Raw genomic sequence first — 19,394 nt, 5'->3', positions numbered from 1 at the left:
TCTAATCCTTCATCCCTGAAGTGGCCATCGTCTGCATGACGCTGCTCTGGGAGATGATAAAGAGCGTGATGGGAACGATCATCAGGAGCAAAGCAACGGCCGCGCCGACGCCGGCTCTTGCGATTCCGCCTTCCGTGATCTGTCCCAGCGCGAAGTGTAACGTCTTCAGATGCTCGCTGTATATAAAGCTGCCGCCATCGCTGCCCCAAAGCGCCGGAAATTGCAAAATCATAAGCGTCAGCCAGGCAGGCTTCACGTTCGGCATCACAATGGACCAGTAAATCCGATACTCGCTGGCCCCGTCAATTTTGGCCGCCTCGAGCAGCGCGTCGGGAATTTGCTCCATAAACTGCTTCATCAGGAACAGCCCGAGCGGAAAAGCCAAGGAAGGCACGATGATGGAGGCATGCGTATTGATCCACCCCAGCCAAGACATGACCATATAATTCGGGATCGCCGTTACATGGGGCGAAAACATCAGGGCGAGCACCACGATGGAGAACAGCGCTTTCGAGCCGGGAAACCGGTATTTGGCCAGCGGATAGGCTGCTGCGGACGCCAGCAGGATATGTCCGGCCGTTCCAATGATGGTGATCAATAGCGTGTTTGCGAAATAGCGCGATAAGGGTACCCAGGAATTCCCCATTAACACCATCAAGTCCAGGAAATTATCCATCGTCGGATTGTTTACGAAAAACCGTGGAGGGAAAATGAACAATTCGTCCAGCGGCTTGAATGCGTTGTTCACCGCGTAAATCAAGGGCAATGCCATGAAGGCTCCGAACAAGGCGAGCAGCGTAAACAGCAAAATGCTAACGGGCAAAGAACGGTTCAGCGTTCTCGGCAGCCGGAAATATCGAATCATTTTCACAGCCAACGTTACTCACCTATCTTTCTCAACATTTTTTGCGTCAACTTGTTGGTCCCTACCATCAGCAGGAACAGGAACGTCGCAATGGCCGATGCGTAGCCGAGTTCAAAGCGGATCGTGCCGAAATCCATCAGATGGGTTACGATCGTGTGCGCCGCATAGTTAACGCTCGGAAACCCGGCGAGCGCGATGGAAATATCCGCGACCGCGAATGCGGTTGTAATCTGCATGACGGCCCCGAACATCAGCTGCGGCCTCATGGACGGCAGCGTAATATACCAGAGCTCCTGCCAACGATTTTTTATGCCGTCCATTGCCCCGGCTTCGATCAGTGACTTGTCGATCGTTTGCAGACCGGCGATAAAAGCCAGAAAGCTGGTGCCCAGGCTGAGCCAAAGCTGTACGATAATCACGATCCATAGAATATAGTTTTCATTCAGAAGCCATTGAATCGGTTCCAAGATAAAGCCGGCTTTCATAAGAAATCCGTTTAAATACCCGTAGCTGTCACCGGAAAAGATGATGAGCCAAATGAAATAAACGTTTCCCGATATGGAAGGCGCATAAAAGACCAGTGTCATGAACGCTCGCACTTTGGGCGACAGTTCATTGATGATCCATGCGAATACAAAGCAGGCGATATAACTGACAGGACCGGTTACGACTGCAAACATCAAGGTGTTTTTCAAGGCGATCATAAAGATATCGTCATTCAGAAATAGTCTCGAATAGTTTTGCCAACCGACGAACCTCGGAAATTCCAGCATGTTAAAGTAAAAGAAGCTTAGGGCAAAGGAAAAGACCACTGGAATAACCGTAAACAGAAAGAAAATAATCATATACGGACTCATCAGCAAATAGTAATGCTTGCTGCGTTTTAACTCATTTATGAAGGAGACCCAACGGCTGTTCCTCTGCACATTCGATTTGGGGCTCTTCACGGTTTGAATTCCTGGTTGCATCGACTACCGCACCTCCCCTGTTAATATGGCAAATTGAACTCCTTCCGCTTGATCTCGATTTCATCGTTAATGTACAGAATATAATCGGATAAGGCTTCTCGCGGATTTTCGCTGGCATTCACCACTTTTCTAAACGCATTGTCCAAATGCCTGCCCGTGAAATATCCTCCTGGCACTTGCGGAATGCCTCGTACCCATTGCCATTGGTTCTCCAAATTCCGGTAATCCTTCATCGGCCAAGGCAGCTCCTCCAGTGCTTCGATGTTGGCCGTCGGATAGCGGGCCGCCTCACCCATCAAGCCTTCCATCTCTCGTCCATACGCAATTTGCGTCTCCTTGCCGGTCCACCACTTCAGAAATTCCCAGGCGGCCTCTTTGCTCTTCGAATTCTGAAGCAGCATGACGGCGGACGTATGGCTGGCAACCTCGTGGTTCACGGTGCCGTCCCCGCGTTCAGTGCCCGGCACGATCGTAAAATCCCACAGTCCCTTAATCTCTGGGGCCATGACCGTCAGCATGTTGTACGTCGTGTAATCCGCAATCCCGATCGGCATCTCTCCGGTCCGGAAACGGTTCGGGAAATCCGCTTGAAGCGGGAACTTGTAGCTGGTATAGAACTGCGTCCACTTCTTGAAGGCTTCCATGGAGATGTCGGAGTCGAGCGCGCTCTTCGTATCGTTATCGCGGTAGAAATGCCCGCCGTTCTGGTAGAGCAGCATCGCGAACGTCGCATTCGGGACCAGGCTTGCATTGGTGGCTTCCAGCGGCAAATAAAATTCCATGTTGTGCTTCTGAAGCACGGATATCATGTCATAGATTTCTTGCCAGGTCGCCGGCGGCTTTAAACCAAGTTCCTCCAGAATATCTTTGCGATAGAACAGCATCGGGAAGGTTTGCTGCTCAGGCAAGGCGTACACCCCGCCGTTATATTTGTAAGGCTCCAGCCCGCTATCGCGGAACCGGGTGGCTACCTGCTCGAAATCATTGAATTTCGTCAAATCGGCCGCAGCGCCCCTCATCGCGTAGTTGACCGGCACATCCTCGCCGATTTGCATGGCGACATCCGGACCCTCTCCGGCAAGCGTGGCTGGCAGAAGGATATTTCCCGGAACAAGCCGGAGATGCACCGGAATGCCCGATTCAGGCGTAAACGTGTCGTCGATCAAAGCTTTCAGTACTTGGGCCTGATCGCGTCCGGTCGTTACCCAAACGGTAATGGCGTCTTCTTCATCGCCGGCGTTGCCGATCGTGTCATAGTCTTCCGTGTATGAAGCCACGTAAGCGCCTAGCTCATGGCCCGTTACCTCGAGAAACGACGCGTCCGGTTTGGGCAGCTTGCGATCCGGCGAGTGAATGATAAGGTAATCGAGCGAGATGGGCTGCTCTTTAATCTGCAGCATCCAGGTTCCCAGACCGCCTACGTTCACTTTATACGTATCCAAGCGCTTCGCGACGGTTTCGGGATTATCGGCAAGCTCGTTCAGCTGGTGCACCATCGAATGCAGGACGGCTACCTTGTCGCTTCGCTCGCCCGTAGCCTCTTCCAGGTAATCGGCCACGCTCTGAATGATTTCGGCCTGCTCGGCGAACACCTCCACCATATCCGGAATCCGCTTCTCCAATTGATAATCGCGGAACGGATCCGGCGTATTGGAGGTGATCATCAATATTTTTCGGTACATTTCATTCAGTTCCAGCACGCTGGATTCCATCGTCTGCAAGAGCGGCGCGATCTCGCCAAGAGACACCATCATTCGGACCCGGTGCGTGCCTTTGGTGAAATGGAATAGATAAGGCTCTTCCTCGCCCAGCACATTCATCTGCCAATCGCGGTCGTAATGAAAGCGGATTCGTTTCATTTCCTGAAAAGGAAACTCCCCGTCAATCATAAGGCTGCGGGTGGCGAAGACGCCGCGGAGCTGGTCCTGCTTTTGCTTTAAGGCGATTTGGTATAATCCGTCTTCTTTCACCTCGAACTCCCATTCGATCCATTGTCCCGGCAGCTTCCAGTTGACGCCTCCGATGGTGTTGACTCTGATTTTGGAAACGTCGTAAGGCACCACGGTCGGGCTGGATCTGTCGGATGTTGGATACAAGGTCGGCGACGATTTCCGCTTGGCGTCCTCCGCTTGGATCAGAATGTACTGATCCCGGCTCGGCTCCAAGCCCTCGGACTCATATTCATTCGCCAGCTCCTCGTACGTTCTCAAGGCATGATCCTGGTAGAGCTCGATATAATCAATGGCCATCGGCTCCCGCAAGGACGTTAGCGTAAGCTTCTGCTTGCCCTTGTCAAAATAAAAGGAATACGGCTCATCATAATAGCCATACCGATCGGAGAGCGGCGCAAGCTGCCACGAAGGCTTTTCGACCTGCCTTGGCCGCAGATCGTTTCCCCGGTTATCCTTCCTGATTTCTTCGTCCCGATTTCCCCATACCCTGTCGAATAGCACGATATCCGCACCTTTGAAAGGCACCTCGTCATTGATAGAGAACTGTCTTTCGATCGCCGAACTCTTCCCTTCAATAGGATAGTATCGGATCCGTATATGGTATAAGCCCGGTTCCTCCACGTTCACGTCCCATGTGATGGAACCTACCTCTGGCGTGATCACGGATTTGCCTTCGGAACCGTGTAATTTCTCCGCGATCTCGAATCCCTTCCCTGCGGTTGATACAAAAGACTCGCCTTCGATGCGGACAATGCGGTCCGGACGATTTGCCGATGCATGGGCGTCTAAATACTGGCTGTACCCGTCCTGCCCTTCCGTTTCCATGATCGCTTCAAAGTCGGCGGTCGCTTGAACGGTGCCTTGGTTTGTCGATTTCGAAGGGTAGAAGGCCCATAGAGACAAAAAAAATAGGACGATGACAAGTATGGCGCTGCCGAAACGCTTGTTCCTGGTGTTCAATTTCTCTCCCTCCCACACGGTTAATCCATCCAATGACCGTCCCTGCCGCAGCAATGAGCTCCGCAGGGACGATCGGTCTTCGGCCAATATTCAAGGTCAAGGACCATATACTTCGTCGATGGCCGCTTGAAACGTTGACTTATACTTCTCAACAACGGTGGAAACGGATATCCCTTCATTCAGCTCCCCGACGAAATCGTAGTACTTCAAATTCGGGAATGTATTGTGGTCAAGAATAATCATATTTGGCGCCACCATCTTGGCGTTGTTCAAGTCATCTTCATTCGAGAATATCGTTTCGTACGAGCCTTGGTCCGGATAATCGTATACGGAATCAATGTCATTGATTTTCTCCCAGATATACAGCAACTGTTCCGGATTTTCGACTGCTTTCGGAATGGTAAGCGCCTGGAAGAGTGCTTCGGCAGAGTGGTATTCCGTTGCGTTCGGCCCTTTTGGAAAAGGTACGAAACCGATGTCGTAATCCGGCATATCCGTCTGCAAGCCGCTCATCTCATAGAGGGCACCGGCGTACATTAATGTATTGCCTTGACGAAAAAATTGCCCTGGCTCCGTCCAGTCGCCGCCCTCGGTCGGTCTTGCTATTTTCTCGGTAGCAATACGAGAAATGAATTGAAGTGCATCCAATGTTGCAGGATCATCGAGATTTTGCTTATCTTCTTTGGTCAGCCCCGTATTGTTGGAATACAAGGCATGGTCCATGAGCGAGGAGTTTGCTAGCCCCCAAGTGTCCAGCTTGCCATCGTTGTTCGTATCTTTGTTGGCTTCCTTAGCCACTTGGATGAATGTTTCCCAGTTCCAGTTATCTTCGTTCACGTACTCTTGAAGCGGCTTTAAGCCAAGCTGGTTCATAAGTGTACGATTGTAAAAGAAGCCTTGAACCAGATTTGCCTGGTTTTCGGTAAACCCATATCCCCTGCCTTTATACGTGTAGTATTCCTTCGTAACCTTTTGATTAAAGGCGATGGGGTTTTGGGTGTATTCGTCGATCGGCCAAAGCAGATCCTGTTTAACCAAGGTAGGCACCGTATAGGTTTTGCCAAGTCGAACGATATCGCCGATCGGCTCACCGGCTATCAGGGAAGCGGTAACTTTCTCTTGGTACTCGCCATAATCGATCGCCACGTACTCCACTTTAAAATTATGCTTTTGCATCAGGTCTTCAAGGTTCTTCTTGCGCTCGATATTGTCCGGAGTATCCTCCGGAATCGTCATATCCCACCAAGAGACGATTTTGATGGTCTTGCCGCCTAAATCAAAATCCATATCCGGCGTTCTGTAGACTTCTTCCTCGCCGCTGTTTTCGGTCTCTTCCGTTCCCTTCGACGTCTCGTTTTCAGTGCCGCTATTCGTCTCCGATTCCACGGTTTCTTGGTTGCCGCTGCTTGGGTTGCCTGAGCCTCCGCTGCAGGCTGCAAGCAGCAGCGCCAATCCTAATAACAGAACCATTAATTTGCGAACACGCATCTTTAATCCCCCTCAACGATTGATGTTTGGTCCATATTCATCCAAAGTTTAGCGCTTACATTTCCATGCAACAACCTGGGGAAATCGGGATGTTCAACCTGTGAAACGCTAGATAGCCAGCTTGTTCTGCGGCATGTTCACCGATCTTTATAACCCAGATATCAAAGAAGTAAAGAACGGCTAGCTATGCAAAGAAAAGCACATTGTGAAGAACGGGATCAGGGCAACATAATGTAAGCGTAAACATTTTGAATGATATTCCGTTTAAGGAAATGTACGGGGGGGAGTCATCATAGCTAAGATGCTGTACATCAATCTGAGTTGCTGTTCAGGAAGCGACATGCTTCGCCTGCAGGATTGGGGCAAATGCGGGATGAACATGGACATATGCGAACATGATTGCGACGTATCGCTGCATCTGATTGAGGAGAATGGATATTCGCTGGCCGTCATCAACATGAACGGCAAACCTAAAGAAGGGTTGGAACTGTGCGGTCGGATCCGGAGGATAAGCCGATTGCCCATCATCGTCATCGAGGATGCCATGAAATTTGACGTCATTCGAAAAGCGCTGCAGCTTCAGGTCAGTGATTACTTACCGAGCACGTTGCCGGCTGAGGAACTGGTGAAGAGCGTAGCTGTTATAATGGCGAACCATCACCGCACTGAGGATGACGTGATCCACAGAGTAAAGGAATATGTAGGAAAAATGCTTCACGAAAATATTACCCTGAAAGACTTATCGAGCAAATTCCATTTCAACCGCTCCTATCTTGGTCAAAAGTTCAAGAACCATGAAAATATGAGTTTTAACGAATATTTGCTCATCCAGCGCATGGAAAGAGCGAAAATATTGCTGGAGCAAACGGATCTCAAGGTTTACGAAATTGCGTATGAGGTGGGCTATACGGAAATCGACTGGTTCTATAAGCGATTTAAATCCTATACCGGCGTAAGCGCGAACGAATATCGGAAGATGGTCGCCTCCTAACGCCAAAAGCCCTAGGTTATCCAAGGACTGTCCCCCTTTGCCCGTCCGTTTTGATGAACTGCCAGGCTTTGACACCGGGACCCACCCAGGGGTGACCGTACATCGAGATGGGGATGCACTGTGCGTTGGAGTTGGCAACGGCTTGCCCAGCATGTCAACTAGCGCGTCGTGCATGTTTTATGTTATTAACACCTGCAGATGAGAGCAATAATTTCATAACTTTATGCGTCTGTCGTTTATTATTTGACTTAAGGGGGCTACATAAACTACAGAAAAGCTACATTTCGGTTCGTATTGTACCGCTAAAACAAAAAAAGCCGCTAAATTAGCGACTCTCAATGGATTATGCTCTTGTGCCCGACAAGTTAATTGAACTATGATATCACTTTTTCTGCTAATAGCTTTATTTTGTCTAAAGTCTCTTCCCAGTTTTTATCCGAGTGTTCATACATCGTTGGTGTTGAAAAGTTGCGGTGCGTTAAAACAAGTGTTGTACTGTCGTGATTATCAAATAATCGGAACGCAATAATTGAGTAATTTTCTGGAGTGTCTGGAGTTCCCGAAAACCCACTCCAATAATCATAAGAGAAAGTGTCCGGTTCCATGAATTTCAATATATGTCCCTTATCGGTAAGGTTTTTTCCGTCCCATGAGAATGAAAATGTGATCGGACTCTCTTCTCTCCAATCCGTTTCAATATGTACCCCTAACCAATCTCTAATGGAATCAGGATCAGTTAATACCTTCCAAACAACTTTCTTACTTGCATTAATATCTCTGGTTTTTTCAATAATCAAATCCATTGAAATTGTTCCCCCAATTCCGATTTTTACGAACATTCGTTCTGTATTGATTGTATTCATTAATCTGCAAAATGTCAATTTATACCTCCTCACTACTTGTATCTTTGCTCGTTAGGTTCAGCAGAAAAGCTCCACGTCGAAGCAGCCGACATATGTTAGCCGGCTGCATCTTGTGCTCATATAGATTCGTCTGGCAGTGCCTAGCTGCGGTGATCAGCCAGGCACAGGCAGCTAACGAACGAGCGTGTAGCGAAGCACCACGACGCCGGAGCTGAAGGGTTGGGTCTCGATCAGCTTCAGATTCAGTCGATCACGAACTCCCCGATAATTGGGGGCCACGTCCACTACCGTTAGCTTAAAAAGGCAACTGATCGCTCTGACCAGCTACACCTCCTTTAGTTTTTATAAGACTTCCGAACTCACTTGACACTCTACCTACTAGTTGGTAGACTGATGACATGAAAAATTTAACTACTACTTCTGATGACATTCTGACTTGTGCTCGTTCTTTGATCATCGCCGGCGGCTACAACGGTTTTAGTTATGCTGACATCGCTGAAGTGGTTGGGATTCGTAAGGCGAGCATCCATCACCATTTTCCAAGCAAGGTCGATCTGGTTCGAACACTGGTTGCGCGGTATCGGGAAGAAGCTGAAGCGGGGATGGAGAATATTGAACTCCATGTATCCGATGCTCTCGAACAGCTTCGGTTTTACGTTGGCTATTGGGAAGCCTGCATCGCGGACGCTAGCGCTCCGATTTGTGTCTGCGCGTTGTTGGCAAGTCAACTCCCTGTCCTGCCCGAGGAGGTTGCCATGGAGGTCAGGGAGCATTTCCGCTATCTGTCAACGTGGTTGACATCCGTGCTGGATCGCGGATCGCGGCTTGGGCAACTTCAACTTAGAAGTACCCCGCAGGCCGAGGCCGAAGCATTCATGGCTACGGTTCACGGAGCTATGCTTTCGGCGCGGGCCTATGGCGATCCGAATATGTTCAGCTTCGTGACAGGCCCGCTCTTGGAGCGACTCGCAATTCCATTGTGATTGGTCCAGTGTCGAAAATTACAGACATGATCGAGATCACAAGAGATTAACTTAACCCCTTAGCTTAAGTCATCTAGAGAGGAAGCTACGTACTGTTGAGGATATGCTCGCTATTGTCGAACGAATCGCGTCATATCCGCTAAGTGCCGATATATGGGTCATCTAGTTGTCGGCAGTCTACGAAGAAGGCATGTTCGTTCGCAGTCCGACAGTTGGTGGCGCGAAGGACATGATGTCAGCCGCTAGTATTGGCTCGCGTAAATCTATCGACATAACAAAACAAATTACCCTTGTCTTTAAGGACTGAAAGGAGTCAGTTATGTTTGGAATTTCATCACTCGGCTGGGTGCATACGCTCAGCAGCTTGCCCGCCATTCCGCTGGCTACATATATGTTTGCTCGCTACGGACGGATTGTCCCTAGGTCAAGGCCTGATGTCGTCTACTTCATTTCGATGATAATCGGCGCCATCACGGTATTCCCCATCGCTCATCAGTCGGTAAGCTATGTCATTAGCACGGCAACGATCCTGCTGCTGCTCGGCGGATACGGCGTCGGGCGTATTTCAGGCTTTGGGCGTTCCGGCAAGTACCTTGAGACCATTTTCCTTAGCCTGACGGCGTTTCTGCTGATGTTGCCGACTATTACTGAAATCCTGACCCGTGTTCCAGACGGCAACCCCTTAGTCTCCGATCTGAGTTCGCCAGTCCTACTTGGCGCTCAAGCCACTCTCCTCGTCATTTTTATCGTTGGTTTGACAGCACAAATCATCCATTTACGCAGGCAAAACAGACTGGATACTTTCGACTCGTCAACTGAGATGTCTGCCTAAAGATGTGGGAAGGAAGATAATGAGTCAAGGATTAAACCGAGAGGATAATTAACTAAAAAGAAGGAGCAAAACATGTCATTAACTCAAGCATTAGCCACAGTCAAACAGGAATTTATAGCGCATACCCCTTTGGAGATCCAAGCGGAGATGTTCCGACAGATCCAGGAGCAACAGGAGTCCGGTATAGCTTACGGCCGACAGGAGGGGCAGAAGGCCAAGGATTTCACACTCAAAAATGCTTTGGGAGAAACGGTTAACCTCTATGATGAACTGTCCAAAGGACCTGTTGTCCTTACTTTCTACCGGGGCGGATGGTGCCCGTTCTGCAACACTCAGCTTAAGAGCTATCAGGAGCTACTTCCGGATATTGAAGCCCTCGGGGGTCAGCTCATCGCAGTCAGCCCACAAAGTCCGGACAACACGCTTTCCCAGCAAGAGAAAGAAGAGCTGTCCTTCCAAGTGCTTAGCGACACAAACGGTCTCGTGGCAGCCTTCTATAATATTCTTTACGACGTTCCGGACTACATCCAGAACATTATGAAACAAGTAGGCATGGACCTAACGGAATACAATGCGATGAACCGCTGGGTCCTGCCGATTCCTTCCACCTTCATGATCGATGAATCTGGTATTATCCGTTCCGCCTATGTCAATCCGGATTTTATGCAGCGATTGGATCCGGAAGACATTCTGCATGAGTTGAGAAAGCTTTAAGTTTTTGTTCTTTGTCAGAAAAACACCTTTAGCTCGCAACATCAAGAACACGAATACAAGGCGCTTTGAGGTTTGCAATTATATTGAAATTGTATACTACCTAAAAACGGTACCAAAGATGCCATGTTTTTGTCCCTCTTCACCTATCTACAGAATACTCAGCACGTCAGTTGAAAAAAAACAGCCGATCACATTGGTCGGCTGCCTTTTTGTTGTTATTGAGCTGTTTCCCGTGAGGCGTAACATGATTAATCTTTTGACCTACCATGCAAACATTTTAGAATCGAACCCGCACACTCTTCAGATGAATTTATGTATGTGTTGACAGTACAGTCGTACTGTATATCTTTTGCCATCATTCTGTTTTGCCAGTCTGATTGATCTTCAGCTCTATCTCCACGTTCAATATTTCTTTGGCGGCAAATTTCCAAAGGACAAAACACTTCAACCATATAAAAGGGGTACCCGGCAAATATGTCCTTAACTTTTTCATAATGCGGCTTTAACTCAGGTCTTTCTACCAAGATGCCATCGATAAGCACATTTTTACCATGGTCAGAAAATAGTTTGGCGGTATGATACATCATAATAATGGCATCACTTAAATATTTCCAATAATCTTCTCGAAGATAGTGATCGCCAATTGTATTCTCAAATAGATCGTTAGCAACAACATAATAAAACTCATCCGATTTTAATTGAATAGCGTCTACAATAGATGTTTTTCCTGAACTGGTTACTCCGTTCAAAAACACGATCTTCCCTTTACTCATCTCTAATTCCCCAATCGTTCAATTTAATTACAGTTTAACAGTTTCAATGTATAAACAGGATTGAGAAAACAATTATAATTGAACTATGAGTAATGAAAATGAAGCAGCTGCCAACAGGCAAACTGCTCCATCTGTTTTCTTTCAACTATCGTAACTTTGAGATTCCGTTGTTCCCGTCCATATATTAAGCTATAATGAACCTCTATGATGATAGTTCAATTTTTACTTATTCTATCTTCTTACCGGAGGAGTCATGAAACTAGTTGCTTTTTTTCCTTATCGAAATGATGTAAGGAAGATCCTGATCCCTTATTTAAACCAATTGACGGAAGAACAGTGGTATGCAAAGCATCCCGATCATCCCAACACTATCGCCTGGATCGTTGAGCACATCGCGCGCAGCGAAGACGAGTGGATTAACGTGATTAGTTCTAAGGGAAAATGTCTACTTCCGCAGTCTTTGGAGCACTCGCAGCAAATTTTACAGGCCTATATCGATATTCGGAACCAAACGGAGCTGAAGCTCAATTCCATGGTTTACGATGAATATGCACCAGCCATACAGCTCCCTCGTTTTTCAGACGGTTGGGAACCGCCTTCGGCGCCAACTCTGCGATGGATTTTCCATCATGTTTTCGAGCATGAGTCGTACCATGTCGGTCAAATCGGCGTCATCGCACGTCTGAATGGATTCCCCGGTCCCCTATTCTGAACCTAAAAATCATTTTGTCTTATAATGGTAAAGCCTGTTGCTACCCAACGTCGGACTAATCCACAGGAAAATGATGCTGAAAATGACTTTCCGACTCTCCTTCTTTAACAGTTCACTTTAGCTTATCCAGACCTTCAAGTTCCGGAAGACCCGCTTCTCAACGTTTCTAGAATAAGATGATTTATATTCAGTGGTTGTTAAAGTTAAGGAAGGTGAAAAATAGCCATGCGTAAAAAAGGCAGGAACGTAACAGGTATTGTATTGGCCGTAATTTACTGTGTTGTTCTTTTTGAGATTTTAATTGATGCACCCCCTGGTGAAGCTCCAAATAATCCGCCGTGGGCATACGCAATGATTCCACTTGGAGCTGTTGCAATCACCTTTCTCTTTGATTATGTGATCAAGTTCGATTTCTTCAAAAAAAAGAAAGAGTGAATGGGATGCGATAAATGACAAAATTAAATATGGATAACACATTTTGCGGAGTTCTCCTTTGATTGTTGAACTACCCGGATCGATGATGCTTGCTATGCCGAAACACCCACTATGGTTTTTTAGCCCATGTTCTTGTGCCGCGGCAATCCTTGACATATACCGTTAAAGGACAAGGCCCCTTTCCCGCACTTGCCCCTTTTCGCCTATCACCTATCCAATGTTACCAAGACGAGAGCTCTGTTCTTTTCCACTTGTTTTCGGTAACGCAAACATATACATAATCGTCGTCCCATGCTATCTGACCCTGACTACAGGCATCTGTGGATGAAGCTGGCGTAAATTTCTCCCGGATTCGAAGCATATCCCCGTTTACATCTAACTTGGTATCGGGGTCATTCGTACCTAAACCGACATTACCGCTGCTGCGCTTTATGGTTAGCGGGGAATCAACGACGTTGCCGTCATCGTCGTAACGAACGAACTGCATATCGGCTCCGGAATTATCCCCCGGTTCTTCGGAACTATCTGCCCGAAGGGCCCATCTCGTTATCGTCTCATTTTCCTTGCCGGCTACACTGAACTGGATATCCCGGTTAGTCCCTTTTTCCCCTGCGACTCGCAATATGCCGTTCATTACATTGAAGTTGGAAGAATGCGTACGAATCTCGCTAACGTCAGTATCGTAAGGAATTTCAAACCGGGTAAACAGTTGGTTCGGATATTCCCCCGTTGGCGACATCGTCGTCTCGAATGAGATATGCTTATGGTCGTGCTGATCAGGATTGTTAGCCTTGTCATGCGATATGATCGCCGTTTTGTTCATTCCCTTCTCGTCGAGCCACACGATTGCAGGTTTAGCCCTTTCCGCCGTCCATTGAAGCCGAATCAGATCAGACTGATGCCCTTCTTCCTCAACCCACCTCTGATCAGTAGACATATGCAGTCGGTCATTATGTGGTACGCGAATATTGTTATCGGATTGTTTGAGTTCGCTTAGGGTTATCTCCGATTCTTGTTTCTGAACGGTACAGCCAATGCCCAACAAGCAGATGCCGCCTACTATCATCATAATCGTCCTAATGTACTTCAAAGCGTTTCCCTCCGTTGTCGTAAATTCGAACTTGTTACGTAATAAGACTGATCGTATTATATTCAACAGAGGTCGTATACCCATTTCATCAAACTTCCCGGAAAAATGATTCTTTTCGTCTATACAAGCAAAAGAGCACTCCGCCAGAGAGAAAGTCCTATAAATTACACGAACATAATCCCACGAGGGGATATAACCGAACATGATTGTTATGGATTCACGAATGTATGATCATCCATATTAGCTTGTTCAACGTCCACCCAATTCGTATTTAGCATCATCTCGGAAGAATCCCCATGAAATGCCTTCATGGCTTCCTGATCATCAAACAGCCGATATCTCATCCAAGCCGTCAAGTACCCCCTATGATTGCCCCCATTACCTTCAATCGCTGTATGAGCAGCACCTTTCGCCATCCCCATCATAACTGGCGTGCTTGCATGAGTATTATGTAAGGCTAATTGATTCGTTGATACCGGTGAGATTATGAAATCTCGTGTACCTCCCATAATGAGAAAAGGAACGGTAATACGTGCTGTATCGTACACATCTTCCGGATCACAATGCTTCAAATCCGGGAGAGCGATGGAAACAACCGTCTTAATCAACGATCCACTTTTATAGTTGGTATGTGCATTAATGACACCTGTAGCCCCTTGAGAATGCCCAGCTGCACCAATATGTTCCATTTGTATTTTTTGATAAAACAAGCTGTTTGCTTGTTCGTTTTCATTTTTCAAATAATCAATAGCCTCCACAATTTCTTTGCCTGTTCCTGTTGTCTTGCTGTACGAATCTATTACTATGAATCCCCAGCTAGCTAGATGAGTTAAGAGCTCATCATAACGATCTGGCGTGGCATCCGTTCCATTCCCCCATGAAATAATAGGATAGGATTCGTCTTCTTGAAATGCCGGGTAGTATATTCTAAATAAAGCCTCCCCGCTCATTCTCTTAACTTCTTCTACCTTTACATGATAGCTTCCTTTCTGCGCATACCGCTGCTCAATGCTACCATCCGCAAGTTCTGGTATATTTGAATGAATGATAATTTGCATGAAAATTGTTATTGGAACTGCAACGATCAGGACTAAAGCGGACAACCATAAAATCCACTTGCGTTTTTTCAGAACCGACATATACGTGACCTCACGATAGACTACCGATTTCTCTATCGTCTTCTCAGTTAAAGTATGAAACTGAATGGATATACGTTAAACTTTGGAATGTTTCATTTCAGCTCTATGCTTTCTAAAATCTTTGGGTGTTCTTTCGTGGTACTTTTTAAAAGACTGAATAAAATGATTGACATGATTGAAGCCTACCCTGCGGGCGATCTCGGTTATGGTGTCGTCCGTTGATATTAATAATTCGCTGCTTTTCTTTATCCGGTACTTGATCAGATACTCGTAGGGGGTCATATGAACCGTTTTTTTAAAACATCGGGTGCACTCCGAGATGCTCAGATGCGCAACATCGGCAATTTCTTGCAGCGTTACAGGAAACGAGTAGTTTTGATGTATGAAGCTAAGCATGAATTGCAGTCTCTCCTGTTGCCGCTTCACGTGTTTTGGTGCTTCCACGGGAGAGACCGACATATTGGAGATCAAGATGTACCATAGCTGTACGGTTTGAATCGAAATCTCATATTCCCATCCCCAGCTTTTTTTAATATTAAACTTCTTTCTCATTTCCCAGAGCAGGTCCAATACCTGCTTCTCCCACTCCGCGTCTCCTGTGATCACGAGCGAAACGAAAGAAGAATGGGTAAAAGGGAGCACATAATTTTTTTCCATGGCACTGTCCGCGTGGAAGGCGAGCAGTTTCTCAGGAAAATTGAAACTCACATATTGACCGTCATGCGTTAGCTGCGTCGCCACATGAAGAACTCCCTTGTTGATCAGAATCGCCTGGCCGGTTTCCAGCTCATGATCCATCCCATTTACTTGAATACTCAGTTTTCCTTTCGTCACCAACGTGATCTGCAGATCTTCGTGCCAATGCAGATCGTTGAATCCTCTGCCTTCGGGAATGCTTTTATGAAGCGTATGCGTGTACATGATATAAGGAAACGAATCGTCGGGGTACAAAATAGTTTCATGCAGCGGCTTTGCCATTCCAACTAGCTCCTTTCTATGACGATATATCTATATTATTGAAGGATATAATTACACAATACAATAATATACGATGATATTATTATATCATGAATTTGGCTTATCACTAGCCTGTGCACAGACGATCGGATAGGCCCTCTTGGAGGGTAATCATTGAAAAGATATAAATTAACGTTACAGCTTCAACCGTATATCCTGCTTTTTATCGCCATTCTGTCGGTATCCGTATCTTCGATCATGATCAAATCATCGGACACGCCAACCGCTGTAGCCGGTATGTACAGACTTTATCTATCGGCACTCATCATACTTCCGTTTGTCCCCTGGAAAACGCTCCGCTCCTCGAAACTGGACTCGAAGGATTGGAGAACCGTTTTTTTGGCCGGCCTGCTTCTGGGATTGCATTTCCTGTTTTGGATGGAGTCGTTGGTATATACCTCCGTGGCGAGTTCCATGGTTATCCTGGCGCTACAGCCCTTGTTTGTGATGATCGGTTCGTACTATATGTTTAGGGAACGAGCGAGTGTGTTGACCGTTCTCTGCTTGGTTGCCGCCTTGTTTGGCTCGCTTATTATCGCTTGGGGAGATATTGGAGTTTCAAGAGAGGCATTGATCGGGGACGGTTTGTCACTGATAGGAACCATACTGGTGTCGGCTTATATGCTGGTCGGACAGAAAGTGAGCCACAAAATCAATGCGAATCTATATACTGTTGTCGTCTTCTTTATTGGGGGGAGTGTCCTGCTCGTCTACAGTTTGTGGAATCACCATTCTTTGACCCATTACAACGCTTCGGATTGGACATACTTCCTTCTGCTTGCGATCATTCCCACGATCTTTGGCCAATATGTTTTCAACGTGCTGCTCAAGTCCATTGGTGCAACAACGGTTTCCGTAGGCATTATCGGCGAACCCGTTTTGGCCATTATGCTGGCTTATCTGTTGTTGGGAGAAACGATCTCCGCATTTCAATTTGTAGGTGGAATGATTACGCTGCTGGGCATGCTGACATATTTTTGGCTGCAAACCTTAAGATATTCAGCTCACAAAAATCTTTCGCATTGATCAGTGTATGCAGTATTAGTACATCGGTAGAATGTAACTAGCCAGCATCCTCCATATGGAATAGGATACATTGCATCCCTTACGATTGCATGAGGTATAACATTATTAAGCTGCTCATTAGCTTAAACACAAACAGCCGATCCACGTGGATCGGCTGTTTTTAAACCCTTCTTTAAAAATATCATGCAGCGACATCATAATTCTTCTGGCGCTTATCCTGCTCTCGACCGTATTATGGCGCAATAATTTGTCTACCCACGTTCACATCATCTACCTTCCATTGGTTATCAACCAATTTATAGAATACAAAACGATCAACAAGCTCAAGATTGATAGGTCCGCTTTCAAAATAAGCCGATTGGTGCATTCTCGCCGCTGTGGTACTACTGTAAGTAATATCGGCCTTTTTTGTTAGTATAGCGTTATTTTTAATGCCATTACTGTGAATAATCTTGTTTATAAATGAGTCCGTGAAATAAGGTCTGAAATGTGTTCGGATTTGGGAATAGCTTGAGAGATCGGTGGCTTCATTTATCTTTTCATTCAGTACGTTTATTCTTTCTTGACTCATTCTCCAAGGCTTCTGCGGCTCTGTATGGATAAAGACCTGTTGCAGACCGATCGTAATGGTTGTTTTTCGCTCTTGTTTGGACCACAGCGCCGTTCCGCCAAAAGCTTCAGCAAAAACACGTGCGGGCACATAAGTCGTTCCATGATCGATTTTTGCTGGCACATCAAGGCTGAAAGCAGCGTTATTTAATAAAGCTGTGCGAGAGTTCACGCGCAGCAATAGCTCTCGTTTGCCGCGAATAATCGTAATGCTTTTTTTGGCCTGGTTCCAAGTTACTTCTGAATTGAATTTCTCTGAAACAGCGCGTAATGGAATCAGCATTCGTCCATTTTCGATTATTCCATTGTCAACCGTGTTCGATAAATTATCGGCGAAGCTTATCGCAGGATTACCGATTAGTAAGGTACACACTAAAGAAAATGTTAGTGCGAGTATTGTTTTTTTCATGGATGACTCCTCCCACGGTTCGATTATATCCTTGACCTTAACTCAATCCTTGTTATTTTAAAACAAACCCCTCCAGCAATTTACGCCGGAGGGCTCAGGCAGTACGTAATGAAGCTATTTTTGCTCAAATATGATTACCGTTTTGGGATTCGCCACGTATTCAACGGGAGAGCCTAACAGCTCGGACACGAAGCGTACGGGGATAAACGAACTATTCTTCTTCAACAGTAACGGCGCATCAAATGAAACGGTTTTTCCATTCACGTTTGCTTTCTTTTCATTCACTTTCCAACGGATCGTCGTGTTGTCTTTGCTGATCGTTACCTCTTGTTTGCTTTGGTTCCACCCTACCTTCGAACCCAATCGCTCGGATACAAATCGAATCGGGACATAAGTGCGGCTCGATGCAATAAACGAGGCTTCGCTTAACTTAAAGGAACTCTCTCCTATGTAAGCAGTTCTGCTCCCGATCACTAATCGCTGGGCTTTCAGTTGGCGGGATCCATCCCCACCGAGCTTATTGAGTAGTTGATACGTTTTGGTCGTACTTCTTAAATCCAAATAGTTACCGCTTAAATCCAACGCGTATCTAATTGCTCCCGTGTCAAAATGAGGAGGATCGAACGTATGATTTCGAATGGGATCCAAATTCCACACACGGTTATCCGCTAGATGTAAATAATGAAGTTCGCTTAAGGATTTCAAAGGCCCAAGATTGTAAACCAAATTAGAGTTTAGATTCAAGGAAGACAGGTTAGACATTTTTTTCAGTGGATCTAGTTTCTTGATCTGATTGTTTTCCGCGGAAAGAGCCCTCATTAGCGTCATCCCTTCAAGCGCACGGAGATCCGAAATTCGATTGCTTCCGATGTTTAGGCTCATTAAACTTTTGGATAGAGGCTTAAGTGGACTCAGGTCCGAGAATCGATTGCTCGCTATTTCCAAATTCTTTAGCTTGGTTAATCTGCTCAAGGGCTGAATATTCGCGATCTGGTTCCCGTTCAGTTGTAACCATGTTAATTCTGTGGCCGACGATAATGCCGTTATATTCGAGATTTGATTATCGTTCGCTTCGAATGTATGCAGACGCCCAAGCTGCTTGATCACATCAATCGACGAAATTTGGTTCCGGTTTACGATCAACATTTCCAAATCCGTCATGGCGGACAAATCCTGAATTGAAGCGATCTGATTGTCCGCAATATCAAGTTCGCGAATCTTAATCAATGGCTTGAGAGGCGTAATATCGTCAATTTCATTATTGGACAAGTCAAGATATTTCACATTGGAAGCATATTGCAAGCCTTGAATGCTTTTAATTCCTCGTCTTGAAAGATCAAGTAATGTTAATGATTCCATATCTTTCTGTGTAACAGCCGCATTTTCATCCTTTTTTAAAATCTGCTTTATTGCTTGCTCCAACTGCTCGTCCTGAAAACTTACTTCCAGGGAAGCCTGTTCCATAGATGCCACGCCCGGTAAGCTGTTCATCATTACCAAAACGAATACGAGCCCTGATAAAACCTTATTCATTTCCTTTCTATCCCCTCTTCTACTGGTGTCTTATG

The 19,394-nt window shown here is 46.3% G+C and carries 18 protein-coding genes and 1 pseudogene; 7 read left to right on the top strand and 12 right to left on the bottom strand.

Annotated features, from left to right (window positions below; all coding sequences use genetic code 11):
* Window position 1: 1 nt before the first annotated feature.
* The 4 genes from JNUCC32_RS09355 to JNUCC32_RS09340 form a co-directional block, all read right to left on the bottom strand.
* Window positions 2-865, bottom strand: a complete 864-nt coding sequence (locus JNUCC32_RS09355) for a carbohydrate ABC transporter permease (protein ID WP_192572634.1) — start codon at window positions 863-865, stop codon at window positions 2-4.
* Between the two features lie 14 nt (window positions 866-879).
* A complete protein-coding gene (locus tag JNUCC32_RS09350; protein WP_192571771.1) occupies window positions 880-1,833 on the bottom strand; it encodes a carbohydrate ABC transporter permease in 954 nt (317 codons plus the stop codon).
* 20 nt (window positions 1,834-1,853) lie between these two features.
* Window positions 1,854-4,745, bottom strand: a complete 2,892-nt coding sequence (locus JNUCC32_RS09345) for an extracellular solute-binding protein (RefSeq protein ID WP_192571770.1) — start codon at window positions 4,743-4,745, stop codon at window positions 1,854-1,856.
* Window positions 4,746-4,841: 96 nt separating this feature from the next.
* Entirely contained in the window at window positions 4,842-6,233 is a 1,392-nt protein-coding gene (locus JNUCC32_RS09340) for an ABC transporter substrate-binding protein (RefSeq protein WP_192571769.1), read from the bottom strand.
* 301 nt (window positions 6,234-6,534) lie between these two features.
* Here JNUCC32_RS09340 and JNUCC32_RS09335 point away from each other — a divergent pair, with 301 nt between their 5' ends.
* Entirely contained in the window at window positions 6,535-7,224 is a 690-nt protein-coding gene (locus JNUCC32_RS09335) for a helix-turn-helix domain-containing protein (RefSeq protein ID WP_192571768.1), read from the top strand.
* Window positions 7,225-7,276: 52 nt separating this feature from the next.
* Here the strand turns inward: JNUCC32_RS09335 and JNUCC32_RS31845 are convergent.
* Both JNUCC32_RS31845 and JNUCC32_RS09330 read right to left on the bottom strand, forming a co-directional pair.
* Window positions 7,277-7,441: pseudogene (locus JNUCC32_RS31845) on the bottom strand (peptidase E); the annotation flags it as partial.
* A 157-nt stretch (window positions 7,442-7,598) separates the two neighbouring features.
* Window positions 7,599-8,027: an SRPBCC family protein gene (locus JNUCC32_RS09330; protein ID WP_192571767.1), complete on the bottom strand. Its 429-nt coding sequence runs from the start codon at window positions 8,025-8,027 to the stop codon at window positions 7,599-7,601.
* 458 nt (window positions 8,028-8,485) lie between these two features.
* Between JNUCC32_RS09330 and JNUCC32_RS09325 the strand changes: the two genes are divergently transcribed.
* From JNUCC32_RS09325 to JNUCC32_RS09315, 3 genes are all read left to right on the top strand, one after another.
* Window positions 8,486-9,070: a TetR/AcrR family transcriptional regulator gene (locus JNUCC32_RS09325; protein ID WP_192571766.1), complete on the top strand. Its 585-nt coding sequence runs from the start codon at window positions 8,486-8,488 to the stop codon at window positions 9,068-9,070.
* A 319-nt stretch (window positions 9,071-9,389) separates the two neighbouring features.
* On the top strand, window positions 9,390-9,902 hold the full coding sequence (locus JNUCC32_RS09320) for a hypothetical protein (RefSeq protein WP_192571765.1): 513 nt from the start codon (window positions 9,390-9,392) through the stop codon (window positions 9,900-9,902).
* Between the two features lie 72 nt (window positions 9,903-9,974).
* Window positions 9,975-10,616, top strand: coding sequence for a peroxiredoxin-like family protein (locus JNUCC32_RS09315; protein WP_096773865.1), 642 nt, complete (start codon window positions 9,975-9,977; stop codon window positions 10,614-10,616).
* Window positions 10,617-10,864: 248 nt separating this feature from the next.
* On the opposite strand, the gene JNUCC32_RS09310 is transcribed toward JNUCC32_RS09315, so the two are convergent.
* Window positions 10,865-11,389: a phosphotransferase-like protein gene (locus tag JNUCC32_RS09310; RefSeq protein ID WP_096773866.1), complete on the bottom strand. Its 525-nt coding sequence runs from the start codon at window positions 11,387-11,389 to the stop codon at window positions 10,865-10,867.
* A gap of 253 nt (window positions 11,390-11,642) precedes the next feature.
* Here JNUCC32_RS09310 and JNUCC32_RS09305 point away from each other — a divergent pair, with 253 nt between their 5' ends.
* Window positions 11,643-12,101, top strand: coding sequence for a DinB family protein (locus JNUCC32_RS09305; protein ID WP_096773867.1), 459 nt, complete (start codon window positions 11,643-11,645; stop codon window positions 12,099-12,101).
* 225 nt (window positions 12,102-12,326) lie between these two features.
* Complete coding sequence (locus JNUCC32_RS09300; RefSeq protein WP_036660591.1) at window positions 12,327-12,536, top strand: hypothetical protein; 210 nt, start codon at window positions 12,327-12,329, stop codon at window positions 12,534-12,536.
* 220 nt (window positions 12,537-12,756) lie between these two features.
* Here JNUCC32_RS09300 and JNUCC32_RS09295 read toward each other — a convergent pair whose 3' ends face one another.
* The 3 genes from JNUCC32_RS09295 to JNUCC32_RS09285 form a co-directional block, all read right to left on the bottom strand.
* On the bottom strand, window positions 12,757-13,626 hold the full coding sequence (locus tag JNUCC32_RS09295) for a hypothetical protein (protein ID WP_192571764.1): 870 nt from the start codon (window positions 13,624-13,626) through the stop codon (window positions 12,757-12,759).
* Window positions 13,627-13,835: 209 nt separating this feature from the next.
* Complete coding sequence (locus JNUCC32_RS09290; RefSeq protein WP_192571763.1) at window positions 13,836-14,765, bottom strand: poly(ethylene terephthalate) hydrolase family protein; 930 nt, start codon at window positions 14,763-14,765, stop codon at window positions 13,836-13,838.
* A gap of 75 nt (window positions 14,766-14,840) precedes the next feature.
* Window positions 14,841-15,743 carry an AraC family transcriptional regulator gene (locus tag JNUCC32_RS09285; protein WP_096773874.1) on the bottom strand — a complete coding sequence of 301 codons (903 nt, stop codon included), beginning with the start codon at window positions 15,741-15,743 and terminating at the stop codon, window positions 14,841-14,843.
* 153 nt (window positions 15,744-15,896) lie between these two features.
* Between JNUCC32_RS09285 and JNUCC32_RS09280 the strand changes: the two genes are divergently transcribed.
* Window positions 15,897-16,808 (top strand): DMT family transporter, encoded by a 912-nt coding sequence (locus JNUCC32_RS09280; protein WP_192571762.1) that lies wholly within the window; start codon window positions 15,897-15,899, stop codon window positions 16,806-16,808.
* Window positions 16,809-17,040: 232 nt separating this feature from the next.
* Here the strand turns inward: JNUCC32_RS09280 and JNUCC32_RS09275 are convergent, their stop codons facing one another.
* Both JNUCC32_RS09275 and JNUCC32_RS09270 read right to left on the bottom strand, forming a co-directional pair.
* Window positions 17,041-17,826, bottom strand: coding sequence for a stalk domain-containing protein (locus tag JNUCC32_RS09275; protein ID WP_192571761.1), 786 nt, complete (start codon window positions 17,824-17,826; stop codon window positions 17,041-17,043).
* A 114-nt stretch (window positions 17,827-17,940) separates the two neighbouring features.
* The gene (locus JNUCC32_RS09270; RefSeq protein ID WP_192571760.1) at window positions 17,941-19,359 is read right to left on the bottom strand and encodes a stalk domain-containing protein; all 1,419 of its coding nucleotides are present in this window, start codon (window positions 19,357-19,359) and stop codon (window positions 17,941-17,943) included.
* Window positions 19,360-19,394: the final 35 nt, after the last annotated feature.

The organism is Paenibacillus sp. JNUCC32 (assembly GCF_014863545.1).
GTDB classification, from domain to species: Bacteria; Bacillota; Bacilli; order Paenibacillales; family Paenibacillaceae; genus Paenibacillus_AQ; species Paenibacillus_AQ lautus_A.
This window is presented reverse-complemented; position numbering and strand designations above follow the sequence as displayed.